The organism is Galbibacter sp. PAP.153 (assembly GCF_037029175.1).
Taxonomy (GTDB): domain Bacteria; phylum Bacteroidota; class Bacteroidia; order Flavobacteriales; family Flavobacteriaceae; genus Galbibacter; species Galbibacter pacificus.
Window position 1 is genome coordinate 188,539 of record NZ_JAZEUN010000004.1, and the last position, 14,785, is coordinate 203,323.

At 42.8% G+C, this 14,785-nt stretch carries 6 protein-coding genes; 5 read left to right on the forward strand and 1 reads right to left on the reverse strand.

Features of this window, described 5'->3' with window-relative positions; all coding sequences use genetic code 11:
- Positions 1-36: 36 nt before the first annotated feature.
- On the reverse strand, positions 37-3,192 hold the full coding sequence (locus UXI14_RS03470; RefSeq protein WP_335964859.1) for a TonB-dependent receptor: 3,156 nt from the start codon (positions 3,190-3,192) through the stop codon (positions 37-39).
- Between the two features lie 405 nt (positions 3,193-3,597).
- Here UXI14_RS03470 and UXI14_RS03475 point away from each other — a divergent pair, with 405 nt between their 5' ends.
- The 5 genes from UXI14_RS03475 to UXI14_RS03495 all read left to right on the forward strand — a co-directional run bounded on the left by UXI14_RS03475 (position 3,598) and on the right by UXI14_RS03495 (position 14,727).
- A complete protein-coding gene (locus tag UXI14_RS03475) occupies positions 3,598-4,926 on the forward strand; it encodes a glycosyl hydrolase family 28 protein (RefSeq protein ID WP_335964860.1) in 1,329 nt (442 codons plus the stop codon).
- A 92-nt stretch (positions 4,927-5,018) separates the two neighbouring features.
- Positions 5,019-7,721: a glycosyl hydrolase gene (locus UXI14_RS03480; RefSeq protein ID WP_335964861.1), complete on the forward strand. Its 2,703-nt coding sequence runs from the start codon at positions 5,019-5,021 to the stop codon at positions 7,719-7,721.
- A 27-nt stretch (positions 7,722-7,748) separates the two neighbouring features.
- Complete coding sequence (locus tag UXI14_RS03485) at positions 7,749-8,873, forward strand: glycoside hydrolase family 88 protein (protein WP_335964862.1); 1,125 nt, start codon at positions 7,749-7,751, stop codon at positions 8,871-8,873.
- 7 nt (positions 8,874-8,880) lie between these two features.
- A complete protein-coding gene (locus UXI14_RS03490) occupies positions 8,881-10,698 on the forward strand; it encodes a prolyl oligopeptidase family serine peptidase (RefSeq protein ID WP_335964863.1) in 1,818 nt (605 codons plus the stop codon).
- Positions 10,699-10,875: 177 nt separating this feature from the next.
- Positions 10,876-14,727 carry a TIM-barrel domain-containing protein gene (locus UXI14_RS03495; RefSeq protein WP_335964864.1) on the forward strand — a complete coding sequence of 1,284 codons (3,852 nt, stop codon included), beginning with the start codon at positions 10,876-10,878 and terminating at the stop codon, positions 14,725-14,727.
- Positions 14,728-14,785: the final 58 nt, after the last annotated feature.

The window sequence follows — 14,785 nt, forward strand, 5'->3', positions numbered from 1 at the left end:
CTTATTTTTTATATTCATTTCGTCAGTGCTAGGTTATTATATTCCGATATTGATTCCCAGAGCAAAGCTTCTGTTGAAAAAAGTGGAATTTACATCAAAGTCATACCAGTCTACAGCTTGATAGATACTTCCCGGGTTGATGGCCTGGAAGTAAATTTTCAGATTGTCAAATCCGTTTTTACTACAGAAATCCGATGGGAAATTATATCCAAGTGATATATTCCTGATTTTCACAAAACCGGCATCTTTGAAACCTAAGATTCCTGAAAAATCATCTTGGGACCCGGAAGTAGCCTGTCCTAGAATCGGTTTTTGAAATTCGGCACCTGGGTTATCGGGGGTCCAATAGTCTACATTTATTTGATTGGAATGTGCCGTAAAGGCCTGCCCCCCGATATTGTCGGTATAATTTAAACGCGAATAGATATTCATGCTCAATTCTATGCCCTTGTAGGAAAAAGCATTGTTCCAACCAATGACCCATCTTGGGTTGCTGTTCCCTAAAACAACACGGTCCTCTTCGGTCATTTCATAATCACCGTTTTGATCTTTAGGGCGTACGTTTCCTGGGGTAAAGTCATAACCATTGGCATTCCATAGCTCCATTTCGGCTTGATCCTCGGGAGTATCCTGCCACAGCCCTTCATTGTCATATCCATATTCAACAGCTATGGAGCGTCCTATAAACCATTGGTTGTCCACCATGTCGTTCTTTCCATAGGCCAGCTCTTCGATTTCGTCTTTTTGCCATGCAATATTGACATTGGTGTCCCAGGCAAATCCCCCTCCGGTTTCTATAGGGGTGGCATTTAAGGTCAATTCGACCCCGCGGTTGTTGGTTTTACCTATATTGGCAATAATATTGGGATATCCGGTTAACGTCGGGATATTTACCGACATTAATAACTCATTGGTAAAGGATTTGTACATGTCCAAACTACCATTGATCCTATTGTTGAACATGGCAAAATCCAGGCCGATATTGTATTGCGTGGTCTTTTCCCAGCCCAGGGCGGGGTTGGCCATGGTCAATTGATCTTTAGAGTAGTAAGGTTCGTTGGTGGTATATCCCACAGTATTGCTCATCCCGTTAAAAGGAAGGTAAATCTGGGTAACGTCCCCTTTGGTTGCATAAGGATCTACGGCTGAATTGCCGGTAGTCCCAAAGCCCAAACGAAGTTTAAGGTCGCTTAGCCAGGTTACCCCGGTCATAAAATCTTCCTGCTTGATCCTCCAGGCAAAAGCCGCCGAAGGGAAAAAGTCCCATTTATTGCCCTCGCCCAATTGCGAGGCACCGTCCCAACGTCCTGATAAGGTGATTAAATAGCGGTCGTCAAAGCCGTAATTGGCCCGGACCATATAGGAGCTTAGCTGGCGTTCGGTTAACCCGGAGCTCATAGAGGCATTGTTATCGGGATTTGTAATATCTATAGTACCAAAAGCATTCCATAGATACGATTCTTTAGGGATATTATTGGCACTCATGGCCGATTCTTCAATGTTCCAAGAAGAAGCTGTTTGCAATAAGGTAAGTCCCAAATTATGTTTTTCTGCAAAAGTTCTATTGTAAAGAAGCATATTGTCTAATGTCCAAGAAAAATCCCTTCGGTTTCTTAATCTGGCATAGTTGACCCCGGTAGAGCCATCTGCATTAATTTTATAGGAGGAGGTGCCATCAATATACGAGCCTTCCCTCCAATGGCGGAAATCGGGTCCGAAGTTCATTTTGTATTGAAGTCCTTTAAGCGGGCTCACGATCTCGCCCAGATCCAAAGTAGCGCTAAGGCTCCCCAATAACCGCATGGTTTCCGATTGCTGGGTACTTTTGTCCCATTCATCTATAATGGTATAAATACCCGATTCCCCTCCCGGATTAATTACCGGATTTCCTTCCGAATCGTAAGGAACAGCCATATTGTAGATGGCTTTTGCGTTCCCGTAAATGGCATCGGGGCCAGTACCGCTTCGTGCACCCAATTGAGACATCCCATAGTCTTGATCGCTCCATGTTGCGTTCATGGTGGCATTAAGGGTAAACCAATCGGTTGCCTTTATTTCGGCACTGAGTTTTGCAGTGTACCGCTCGTAAAACTGACCTTTTTGGGTTCCTTCGTTGTTTAGATATCCAAAAGAACCATAGGCATTCATCCTTTCGGTACCGCCACTGGCGCTTATATTATGTTCTGTGGTTAGTGCAGTTTGGGTAACAAAGTCGGTCCAATCTGTATCCACGACCCTGGAGGGATCGTAAGTTCCACCTTCCCATCCCCTTAAAACATTATCCCTGGAAGTTTGACCGTCCAGTGCGCTATCAAAAATAACATAGTCATTTTCATAGGTTGGATTGTCGGGATGTGCATATACTTCCGGATCTAGGTTGTATGCTGCCCAGCGTCTAAATTCAATAAAATCCGCTGCACTCATAGAAGGGGCCCTGTCTACAATTGTAGCGGTGGTTGCAACCCCTGTATAATTTAAGCTGAACCTTCCCGGTTTTCCTTTTTTGGTAGAAACGATGATAACCCCATTTGCACCGCGGGAGCCATAAATAGCCGTTGCCGAAGCATCTTTTAAAACCTCAATGGATTCAATATCCCTTGGGTTGAGCGTTTCAATCGAGCTGGGGGACATTAAAGGAACGCCGTCCACAACATATAGGGGGGCATTGCTTGCGGTAAGGGACCGGTTTCCCCGGATGCGAACCGTTCCAATTTGCCCCGGTCGCTGGTTACTGGTTATATCAACCCCGGCTGCTTTCCCCTGTAAAGCTTCAAATGCGTTGTTAACGGGCTGGGTCATTAGTTCTTCTGAACCTACGCTCACCAGGGCCCCGGTTACATCACTCTTTTTTGCTGTTCCATAACCAATAACAACCACTTCATCGAGCTCGTTGCTATCCAACTCCATAACTGCATTATAGGTGCTTTGCTGGGTAATGGTCTTCTCAATCGTTTGCGAGCCTACATAGGTAAAAACCAACACTTCTCCTTGAGAAGCATTTATACTGTAGTTTCCGTCAAAATCTGTACTGACACCCCTTTGTGTCCCTTTTACAACTACATTCACCCCGGGCATTGGAATCCCCGATGCATCTGTAACTGTTCCGGTTATATTTCTACCTTGTCCATATATGGAACCCGATATTAATATTAAAAGCAGTGTACTTAGCCAAAGAAAGAATTTTTGTTTCATAAAAAGTTAGTTTAGTTATCGTATTCTCAAAATTATTTAATTGAAGTTTCGATACTATCCTGTGGTGTACTGTAATCGATTAACCTAGCGCTTGTCTGTTAGGTGGGGAAATCAGTCAAGTGTGTAGTAAACACTTATGATTTGAGGCTTTGGCGCTATTAAAAAATACGGAGTGTTAAATAAAATATTTTTTGACTGTTTATGATAAATTGTTTTTATAAAGCCATTTTTTTTAATGGAATCATTATAATATTCTTAAATTTTTAGTATCGTATAAGTAGGTCAAATAGGTTTATAAACTTAAAAACTAACAAAAAAATGCTTCAATGCAGGACGGAGCAGGATGACCCCACAGGGGCTGAAGCTTATATTTATACTTTTGTTTAACGATCCAACCTATAATACATGAAAGCATTAGATGCAATGAGCTGTTTGAAACTATTTTTTTTACTTATTGCAATAGTTCCCCAAACGGTGACTTCCCAGGATATTTTTCCCGATGGGTCAAAAATTCCCAATTGGTTCCGTGAAATTAAAGAGACCGATATTTCCACCTTGGGAAAGCAGTACGTAATTACAGATTTTAACATAGATGAAGATAGTACGTTGGTGCAGACCGAAAAAATTCAGGCGGTCATAGACAGGGCGCACAAAAATGGGGGCGGGGTCATTGTTGTGCCCAAAGGCGTTTATTTGAGCGGTGCCCTTTTTTTTAAACAAGGAACGCATTTATACCTTGAGAAAGGCGGTGTGTTGAAAGGAAGCGATGATATAAGCAACTTCCCGGTCTTGATGACGCGTATAGAAGGACAATCGGTTAAATATTTCCCGGCCCTGGTAAATGCCGATGGACTTGATGGCTTTACAATTTCCGGAGAGGGCACCATTAACGGAAACGGGCTTAGGTATTGGAAAGCTTTTTGGCTTCGCAGGGAATGGAACCCGGATTGTACCAATAAAGATGAAATGAGGCCGCGATTGCTATATGTTTCTAATAGTAAGAATGTCCAGATTTCTAATATTCACTTAAAAGATTCTCCTTTTTGGACCACTCATTTTTATAAATGTGAAAATGTAAAACTATTGAACTTAAAAATAACATCGCCTTCAAAACCTGTAAGGGCACCGAGCACCGATGCGGTGGATATAGATGTGTGTACCAACTTCTTGATAAAGAACTGCTATATGTCCGTTAACGACGATGCAGTTGCCTTAAAGGGCGGAAAGGGGCCTTTTGCTCATGAGGATAAGGACAATGGTGAAAACCGGAATATTTTAATTGAAGACAATACCTATGGGTTTTGCCATAGCGCCCTTACCTGCGGAAGCGAATCCATACATAATTACAATGTGCTCTTTAGGCGTTCTACCGTAGAAGATGCTAGCCGGGTTTTTTGGTTGAAAATGAGGCCGGATACCAATCAGAAATACGAATACATCACCATAGAAAATATAAGCGGAAGTGCTCGAAATATGATTTATATCAAACCGTGGACGCAATTTTTTGACCTAAAAGGCGAAAAGAATATTCGAAAGTCCGAAGCACAGCACATAACCATGAAAAACCTGAAATTGACCTGCGATAAAGTCTTCAATATTCAAGAGTCCGATCAATATATGTTATCCGACTTTACTTTTGAAAACTTGTCGGTGAATTCCCCGGACGGAGCCATAGAAAATACCGGTTTTATTAAGAATCTAACATTGGAAAAGGTTGCTATTTCCGTAAAATAATTTTATGTTTTTCAGGGATTTAAATATTTCTGAAGGATTAGGCTATAAATAGCGCCCGTATTAATAAGCTTACAATGTATACCAATTCATCAATGCAAAAAAAGTACTTTATAAATAGTATAATGACCCTGGCAGGAGCCTTGACCATGGCACAAAACACACCTTCTTCTTGGCCAGAGGTTACCAAAACCCAAAGAACATGGACACGCTGGTGGTGGATGGGCAATGCCGTAGACGCTACCGGAATTAAATATAATTTAGAAGCCTTGAGCAAAGCCGGGATCGGGGGGGTGGAAATAACCCCGATATACGGTGTAAGGGGAGAAGAAGATAATTTTATAGGATATCTTTCCCCAAAGTGGATACAAATGCTCGACTATACCGTTCATATTGCCGATAGCTTGCAGATGGGCGTAGATATGACCTTGGGGACCGGTTGGCCCTATGGAGGGCCCCAGGTTGAAATATCCCATGCTGCAAAAAAAATAGTGAGTGTAAAAAAAGAATTAAAAAAAGGTGGAGTCTTACATCAATATATAGGGGATTCATTGGTAAAGGGAAATACATTGAAGTTAAAGGGGATTTATGCCTATGGAGTTGACAATAATTTTATCGATTTAACCCGTGAACTTTCTTATAAAAAGAAGAAATGGATTGCCAAAAATCAACCTTATAATGTTTACATCGTTTATCAGGCACCAACGGGGCAACAGGTAAAGAGGGCTGCCCCGGGGGGAAAGGGATATACTTTGGACCACTATTCGGAAACTGCACTAAACGATTATGTAGTCCCTTTCAACAAGGCTTTATCTCAAATTAAAGGGGAAATAAGGGCCGTTTTTAACGATAGTTATGAGGTATATGGCACGGATTTTACTTCCCGTTTCTTTGAAGAGTTCCATAAAAGAAGGGGGTATGACCTAAAACCTTACTTAAATAGATTGTTGGACAAGGAAAACAGCGAGGCAAGCAACAGGATACGCAGCGATTACCGGGAAACACTTTCAGATTTATTGTTGGAAGAATTTGACAGGCCCTGGACGGTGTGGGCACACCAAAGAGGATTTAAAACAAAATTACAGGCACATGGCTCCCCGGGAAACCTTATCGATTTATATGCCTCGGCAGATATTCCGGAATGTGAAACCTTTGGTTCGATGCCATACGATATTCCCGGTTTTAGAAGAGAGCCCGAAAATATACGTGAAGGCGATGCCGACCCCGCCATGTTAAAGTTTTCATCCTCCGCGGCCCATATTTCGGGAAAACCTTTGGTCTCTGCAGAAACCTTTACATGGTTAAGGGACCATTTTAAAACGGCACTTTCGCAGTGCAAACCAGAAGCAGAGGATTTGTTGGTAAACGGGATCAATCATATATTTTTGCACGGTTCTACCTATTCTCCGCCCAGGGCGGCCTGGCCGGGATGGAAATTTTATGCATCGGTTAATTTTAATTATAACAACACCATTTGGGAAGATGCCCCCGGGTTGTTTTCCTATATAGCCAGATGCCAGTCTTTTCTTCAACAGGGAAAGCCGGACAACGAAGTGCTTTTGTATTATCCTATTTACGATACCTGGAATAAATATTTGAAGGGGGATTTATTTTTTCAGTTTAAAATACATTCTTTAAATGAATGGCTAACGGATACCTCATTTTATAAAACCAATAAAACATTGACGCAGCATGGGTATGCCACCGATTATATTTCCGATAGGTTTATTGAACGGATACAGGTAAAGGACAAAAAAATAATACTGCCCGGCGGTACCTACAAGGCACTTGTCGTGCCGGATTGTGAACTGATGCCCTTAAAAACCCTGCAAAAACTCATTGCACTTCAAAAAGAAGGGGCCCATATTATATTTCAAGGAATCCCCAACAGCATCCCCGGCTATTTTGATGTAAAGGAACAAGAGCAAAAACTTAAGGAGCTTACCGGGCAATTAACCATATCAAGCAATCTTTTTAATGCCCTTGCCGGCAGTAATGTTAAAAACGAAAGTCTGGTTTTCAATGGGCTAAAGTACATCCGGAGGGATATGGATGGAGAAAAGATATACTACATTGTAAATCATACCAACAAGAACATATATGACGTCCCCTTGAATTTTCCTGCCGATCAGGTTACCGTTTACAATCCTTTAAACGGGAAAGTGGGAAAAGCAAGAATCACCTCTTTGAATACCGGGACAAAAGTAAAACTGACCATAGCACCCGGCCAGGCCTATATTTTAAAAACAGGATTGGATACAGCTGTAGCGCCATGGGTATATACAAAACCGATAGATGAAGAAATTGAGGTAAAAACACCTTGGAAATTAACTTTCAAGCAGGGAGGGCCGGAAATTCAAGAAACAAAAAACCTTTCAAAGCTTATTTCGTGGACAGCGCTCGGTGATGAAAAAGCAGTTGCATTTTCAGGTACCGGAATTTATGAAACAACTTTTGAATTGAACAAAACCGCCGATTATTGGGAGTTAGATTTAGGCCAGGTAAGGGAGAGTGCCAAAGTGTGGATCAATAATCAGTATGTCGGTATTGTATGGGCCCTTCCATTTAAAATAAAGACCAATTTGCTTAAAAAAGGAAAAAATAAGTTGAAGGTACAGGTAACCAACCTGCCCGCCAACCGGATCAAGGCCTTGGAAGAAAGCGGGCAGGAATGGAAGGTATTTTATGAAATCAATATGGTGGATAAGGATTATAAAAAATTTGATGCCACGCAATGGAAGGACACGCCTTCCGGATTATTGGGCCCGGTAAGGGTAACCCCCTTAAAAGAGGATTAAAAAATTAAAGGACTAAAAATATATAAGATGAAAAAAAAATTAGTACTGGTCGTAACCGCCCTTATGTTAACGAACACCTATGCGCAGGATATTTTTAAAAAAGAGGAGGTTTTAAAAAATTTAATATTGGCCAATGCCTATTTTATGGAAAAATGGCCGGATACCGGAAAAACCATTGTTACCAATAAAGAGCGTCCCAGCAATATATGGACCCGTGGGGTCTATTATGAAGGGCTCATGGCCTTGCACGAAATTTACCCGAAAGAGGCCTATTACCAGTATGCACTGGACTGGGCAAATTTCCATAAATGGGGCTTCAACGGGGGCAATACCACCCGGAATGCCGATAATTACTGTGCGGCGCAGACTTATATCGATCTGTATAATTTGGAACCTACTTCCGGGAAGCTTAAAAATACACGCGCCTGTATGCAAATGTTGCTTTCCACGCCTCAGTTAAACGATTGGGATTGGATAGATGCCATTCAAATGGGCATGCCTGTTTTGGCCAAAATGGGCGTATTGGAAAATAATACTGCCTATTTTGAGAAGATGTATGCCATGTATATGTTTACAAGGAATAAGGAAGGCGACAATGGACTTTTCAATCCAAAAGACGGTTTATGGTGGAGGGATGCAGATTTTGATCCGCCCTACACAGAGCCCAATGGACAAGATTCGTATTGGAGCAGGGGAAATGGCTGGGTAATTGCCGCCTTGGCAAGGATATTGGCAATTGTACCGAAGTCGGCCCCGCACCGGGAACAATATGTCAAAGACTTAAAATCCATGGCCAAAGCTCTGGTTCCCTTGCAACGTAAAGATGGTTTTTGGAACGTGAGTCTGCACGATGAAAACAACTACGGCGGAAAGGAAGCAACGGGGACATCCCTTTTTATTTATGCGATGGCCTATGGCGTAAATCAGGGTATTTTGGATAAGGAAACTTACCTGCCTGTGATAAAAAAAGGGTGGGAAGCCTTACTAAAGGATAGCCTGCACGAAAACGGGTTTCTGGGGTATGTGCAATCCACGGGAAAAGAACCCAAGGCGGGACAGCCATTGTCCTATGATAAAGTTCCCGATTTTGAAGATTACGGACTTGGTTGCTTTCTTTTGGCCGGCACCGAAATCTATCGCATGAATTTATAAGATTGTTATGAGGTATAGACCATTTACAACATTTTTATTTATCTTACTATTAGCTACAGGGGGGTATTCCCAAGGACAAAAGGTAATTAGTCTTTGGGAGCATGTTCCCGGGGCGGTCAAAGCAAAAAATTATACTGAAAGAGATGTCAAGGATGAAAGGGGCATCCCAAAGCGTATATCCCAAGTGGTCGAGCCCACATTAACTTTATTTTCCCCCAAAAGAACATCTTCGGAAAAAACGCCCGCCATATTGATCTGTCCGGGCGGTGGCTATTCACATTTGGCCATCGATAAGGAAGGATACAAAGTTGCCAAGTGGTTAAATACCCTGGGGATTGCCGCTTTTGTGCTGAAATACAGACTCCCCAATGACCAGATCATGGATGATAAAAAAGTGGGGCCGTTGCAAGATGCACAAAGGGCCATGCGTTTAATCAGGCAAAACGCAGAAGCTTGGAACATAGAGACCAACAAAATAGGTGTCATGGGTTTTTCGGCCGGAGGACATTTGGCATCGACTTTATCAACCCAATACAATAAAAAGACATACAATCTAGATGAAAACAAAAGTGCAAGACCGGATTTTTCAATATTGATATATCCCGTTATTTCTATGGAAGACCGTTATACGCATACAGGTTCACAAATGCATCTATTGGGAAAAAATGCCTCGGAAAGTTTAAAAAAGGAGTTTACCGCAACCTATAAAATTAATTCACAAACACCCCCGGCCTTCTTGGTACATGCAACGGATGATAAAGCGGTTCCGGTAGAAAATAGTATAGCATATTACAAATCCCTAAAAGAAGCGGGAATTGCCACAGAAATGCATCTCTATCAAAATGGCGGCCATGGCTTTGGGTTGGGAAACAATGAACAAACCCGGCAGTGGACAAAAGCTTGCCGGGATTGGTTAAAGGCAAATAATATATTGCCGGAAGAAAAAGCATACCTGTTTTCATATTTCAAGGGAAATGGGGAAGACGGGCTCCATTATGCATACAGTCCGGACGGTTATTCATGGAAGGCCCTGAACAATGACAATTCCTTTTTGACCCCCGTTGTCGGGAAAAGTAAATTAATGCGGGACCCATGCATTATAAAAGGAGGCGATGGTAATTTTCATATGGTCTGGACCTGCGGATGGACAGAAAAAGGGATTGGATATGCAAGTTCACCGGATCTGATACATTGGTCCAAACAAGTGTATATCCCTGTGATGGAGAATGAAAAACAGGCCAGAAATTGCTGGGCGCCTGAAATTACTTACGATCCGGAACAGGGACTGTACATGGTTTATTGGGCCACCACCATAGCAGGTGAATATCCAAAAACGCAATCAAAGGAAGAAAATGGGTACAATCACCGCATATATTATACTACCACTAAGGATTTTAAGCAATTTACGGATACAAAACTACTTTATGAGCCCGGGTTTAATGTCATCGATGCCACTATTGTTAAAAATGAGGATCATTACATAATGTTTTTAAAGGACGAAACAAGGGAACCTGCTAAAAAGAACATACGTATTGCCTACGCCAATAACATAACGGGACCTTATGGGGATGCCGGGAAACCCATAACGGGCAATTATTGGGCTGAAGGCCCCACAGTAGCTAAGGTTAATGGAAATTGGACGGTATATTTTGATAAATATATCGATAAAAAATACGGAGCTGTCACCTCTGCTGATCTGCAAAACTGGAGGGATATTTCAAACAAGCTTACCTTTCCGAAAGGAATACGGCACGGAAGTGTGATTGAAATTTCCTTGGAAGAATTCCGCACCTACTTTGGCGGTATGGAAATCGATGACCAATAAATAGCTATACCTATCATCCTCTTTAAAAAGGCTCCTGGAAATAATAGCGGGTCTAATTTTTTACGTTTTTCATTTTTACGACCACGATATAGGCGGGACATTATTTTTTTAACACTCTATATTATTATTATTCATCAATGATGGTTAATATTGTAAAATAATTATAAAAACAAGGAAATGAAAATAAATAATATTTCTAATAGTTATTTTATTTTTTTATTTACTTTTTTATTTATTTTTCTTACCACAACCGTCAAAGCCCAAGAACCCTCAGTAAAGGGCGCTGTTAGTGGACGCTCCGATTCGATTGTCCATGCCTCTCAGGTCGACAGTACGACCGTTGAGGTATTTTTTTCTGCCGGGCAAAAAATGATTTTTGATTTTTACGGGGACCATATATTCAGGCTTTTTCAAGATAATTCAAATAAGGGGATGAGGCCTCCCAGCGCAGAACCCCAAGCTGATATACTGGTGGATCATCCCAGAAAAAAAATCGAGAAACTCCAGCTTTCCCAAACGGATCATAGCGTACTGATAACCACCGGTGCAATAGCGGTTTCCCTGGATAAGGCCACCGCTTTGATAAAGGTACGCAACCTAAAGGCCGGGGCTGATGTGATAGAATTCCTGGCACCCGTAAGCTTTGAGAAGAACCGGACCAGGTTGACTTTAAAAGAACACGAGGATGAGTACTTTTACGGGGGTGGGGTTCAAAACGGCAGGTTTTCTCATAAAGGGAAGCGTATTTTGATAGAAAATCAAAACAGTTGGACCGATGGGGGCGTGGCCTCTCCTAATCCCTATTATTGGTCTTCCAGGGGGTATGGAATGATGTGGAATACCTTTAAAAAAGGAACTTACGATTTTGGTGCCGAACAAAGCGGTATGGTAAAACTATCCCATCAAACCCCCTATTTGGATGTTTTCTTTATGATTGATCATGGAGCTAAGGACCTGTTGAATGATTTTTACCAATTAACGGGGAATCCGGTATTGCTGCCCAAATTCGGATTTTATCAGGGACATTTAAATGCATATAACAGGGATTATTGGAGAACGGCCGGGGAAGGGGTTCTTTTCGAGGACGGAAAATACTATCAGGAAAGCCAGAAGGACAACGGGGGTATTAAAGAATCTTTGAACGGGGAAAAAGATAATTATCAGTTTTCCGCAAGGGCGGTTATTGACCGTTATAAAAATAACGACATGCCCTTAGGGTGGATCTTACCAAATGATGGTTATGGTGCCGGTTACGGACAAACAAAAACACTGGAAGGAAACATCCAAAATTTAAAGGAACTCGGGGTATATGCACGTAACAACGGTGTAGAGATCGGTCTTTGGACACAATCCGACCTGCACCCTAAAAAGGGCGTAAGTGCATTGTTGCAGCGCGATATAGTGAAGGAAGTTCGCGATGCCGGGGTACGGGTTTTAAAAACCGATGTTGCCTGGGTCGGGCAGGGGTATTCCTTTGGGCTTAACGGGGTGGCCGATGTAGGGGAGATCATGCCTGAATATGGCAACGATGCCCGCCCGTTTATTATTTCATTGGACGGTTGGGCAGGCACACAACGCTATGCCGGGGTCTGGTCCGGTGACCAAACCGGAGGGGTATGGGAATATATACGATTTCATGTCCCTACCTATATAGGTTCCGGTTTATCGGGACAGCCCAATATTACTTCGGATATGGACGGTATTTTTGGTGGGGGAAACCCCATTGTCAATACAAGGGATTTTCAATGGAAGACCTTTACGCCCATGCAGCTGAATATGGACGGTTGGGGGACCAATGAAAAATATCCGCAGGCCATGGGAGAGCCTGCAGCTTCCATTAACAGAAATTATTTAAAGTTGAAATCGGAACTCATTCCATATACTTATAGTATCGCAAAAGAGGCCACCGATGGCCTGCCGATGATCCGGGCCATGTTTTTAAAGGAGAAAAATGCGTATACACAGGGAATACCGACCCAATATCAATTTATGTACGGCCCTAGTTTTTTGGTGGCCCCCATATACAAAGAGACTGATCCGGATACTCATGGGAACGATGTACGGCACGGGATTTATCTTCCCAAGGGATTGTGGGTGGATTACTTCACGGGGCAGCAGTACCAGGGAGGTCAAATTATAAATAGTTTTGACAGCCCCCTTTGGAAGCTCCCGGTATTTGTAGAAAGGGGCGCTATTATTCCAGAGGCCAACCCCCATAACAATGTTTCCGAAATAGATGCCGGGCTGCGAACCTACGAGGTATATCCCTATCAGGGTTCTTCCTTTACGGTTTATGATGATGACGGGACGACAGAGGCCTATAAAAACGGAGCGGGCCTTTATACAAAAATAACATCAACGGCAGATGAAAAGGGCAACGCAAAGCTTGTTGTATATCCGGCCCTGGGGGATTTTAAAGGGTTGGTCAACAAGAAGCTCACCGCATTTAAAATAAATACAACGGACCGCCCCACAGCAATCTCGGCCCAGATTAATGGAAAGCATATTGCATTGAAAGAGGCCGGTACCAGGGAAGGTTATGAAAACGGTACCAATGTTTACTACTACGACCGGCGTCCTGACCTAAACCGGTTTTCGACCAAGGGCAGTGAATTCGAGCAGGTCGAAATGGTCAAAAACCCACAGCTCTTGGTACGGATTGAGGCATCTGATATTACCAAAGATACCATAGGGTTACATGTGCAGGGCTATAAATTCCGACCTGAAAACAAGGATAGGGTAAGCTCCGGATTATTGACCGCCCCCGGGAATGTTCGATTATCGGACAAAAACATAACGGCTTATACGCTGAAACCTGTCTGGGATAAAGTTACGCATGCCGATTATTACGAAATCGATTTTCAGCATATGCGTTATACGACCATTAAAGATACCGCCTACCTTTTTGAGAACTTAAGGGCAGAAACACATTATCGCTTTAAACTCAGGGCCGTGAATAAAGACGGGGTTTCTCCCTGGAGGACCTTTGAAGCCGAGACAAAATCGAATCCTTTGGAATTTGCCATACAGGGGATTAGTGGAACAACGAACGTTTATAATCAAGAAGGGTACGAGATCGCTAATTTTTTTGACTTTGATCAGGGAAATATGTGGCATACCCTATGGGGGGAGAAATCGGTCCCCTTTGAAATCGTAATGGACCTACGTTCATTCAATCAACTCGATAAATTTCAATACCTTGCCCGAAGTAGCGGTGGAAACGGCGTGTTTCGCCAGGGAAAGGTATATTATGGAAATGACGGGAACAACTGGCAGCCTGCCGGAACCTTTCAATGGAACGGGCGGGATGATCAAACCTTTGTCTTTACCGGGCATCCCACCGCGCGGTTTATTAAAATAGTGGTTACCGAGGGTGTGGGCGGTTATGGTTCAGGTCGGGAACTGTACGTGTTCAAGGTTCCGGGAAGCGAAAGCTACCTGCCCGGAGATATCAATAATGACGGGTTGATCGACGAAAATGATTTGACCTCTTACCATAATTACACGGGACTCCGACAGGGAGATGCAGATTTTGAAGGGTACGTAAGCAGGGGGGATGTGAATAAAAACGGGCGTATCGATGCCTACGATATTTCTGTAGTGGCAACCCAGCTACAGGGAGGGGTTCAACAGGGACAGCTTGAAAAAGTATCGGGAAGACTCCATTTGAGCACGCCGAAGAAGGATTATAAAAAAGGAGCGCTTATAGAGGTGACCGTTCGCGGGAGTGATTTAAAATCGGTCAATGCCCTTAGCATGGCCATACCGTTTCATACAAGGGATTATGAATTTGTCAGGGTAACCCCATTGGCCATGGGCCAAATGGACAATTTTACCAATGAGCGGTTGCATTCCAACGGGGATACCGTATTGTACCCCACTTTTGTCAATATCGGAAACCAACGGACAATAACAGGTGATCGGGCCTTGTTTGTACTTATATTCAAGGCAAAACATTCCCTTAGGTTTGATTTAAGCCCGGGACAGGGAATCCTGGTGGATAAAAATTTAAATATCATTGATTTTTAAACGGACAAAAGGGATGGGCCCTCAAATTCATTTTTTCTTGAACAATTGATAGGAAAAG

Excerpts from the sequence above, each read along its gene's own strand:
- UXI14_RS03495 (WP_335964864.1), top strand. The coding sequence starts at position 10,876 with ATGAAAATAAATAATATTTCTAATAGTTATTTTATTTTTTTATTTACT.
- UXI14_RS03490 (WP_335964863.1), top strand. The coding sequence starts at position 8,881 with ATGAGGTATAGACCATTTACAACATTTTTATTTATCTTACTATTAGCT.
- UXI14_RS03480 (WP_335964861.1), top strand. The coding sequence starts at position 5,019 with ATGCAAAAAAAGTACTTTATAAATAGTATAATGACCCTGGCAGGAGCC.
- UXI14_RS03485 (WP_335964862.1), top strand. The coding sequence starts at position 7,749 with ATGAAAAAAAAATTAGTACTGGTCGTAACCGCCCTTATGTTAACGAAC.
- UXI14_RS03470 (WP_335964859.1), bottom strand. The coding sequence starts at position 3,192 with ATGAAACAAAAATTCTTTCTTTGGCTAAGTACACTGCTTTTAATATTA.
- UXI14_RS03475 (WP_335964860.1), top strand. The coding sequence starts at position 3,598 with ATGAAAGCATTAGATGCAATGAGCTGTTTGAAACTATTTTTTTTACTT.